The organism is Roseburia sp. OF03-24, from assembly GCF_003463035.1.
GTDB classification, from domain to species: Bacteria; Bacillota; Clostridia; order Lachnospirales; family Lachnospiraceae; genus Roseburia; species Roseburia rectibacter.
Map to the genome: position 1 here is coordinate 1 of NZ_QSCK01000099.1, position 545 is coordinate 545.

At 34.3% G+C, this 545-nt stretch carries 1 protein-coding gene; it reads right to left on the bottom strand.

Annotation, left to right across the window (positions count from 1 at the left end; all coding sequences use genetic code 11):
- Nucleotides 1-59 precede the first annotated feature (59 nt).
- The gene (locus DXA60_RS18560; RefSeq protein ID WP_006573504.1) at nt 60-479 is read right to left on the bottom strand and encodes a nuclear transport factor 2 family protein; all 420 of its coding nucleotides are present in this window, start codon (nt 477-479) and stop codon (nt 60-62) included.
- Between the last annotated feature and the right edge of the window lie 66 nt (nt 480-545).

The following is a 545-nucleotide window of genomic DNA, read 5'->3' on the forward strand; positions in this document are numbered from 1 at the left end:
CTTTGTAAAACAGTTATTAAATTATTTATCAGTCAGACAAACTTGAATTTATAGTCCTCTCAAAACCAATTTGCTTTTTCTTCTCGAAATACGGGAATATCACTATCTCGATATGGATTGTAATTATGAAGATTGCAACCAAACTCTTTTAATGATTTTATTTTGTTATCCTGTGTCCATACAATTAAAGATATTCCGTCAAATTCTTCAACATTTCCATTATTCATTTTGTTTTTAAAATACCACTCCACGATTGTTTGATTGCCTTGATGAAAAAATTGCTTAATCTCCCAGACAAGAACACTTCCACGTGTATTCCATTCGTCAAACCAGTGCTTTACCGTTTTGCGGTTTTCATATTTAGGACTCCAACTCTCAGTATATACAACATCATCTGTAAAAATATTGTCAATTCCTAAATCTGCTTTCTTAATCCACATATCAAACCATAATCGGATAATTTTTTCTCTCTCGTTCATAAAGCACCTCCACAACTTCCGATTGAACAAAATCGCTGCGCGATGGCCTGCCAAGGCTGTGGCGCA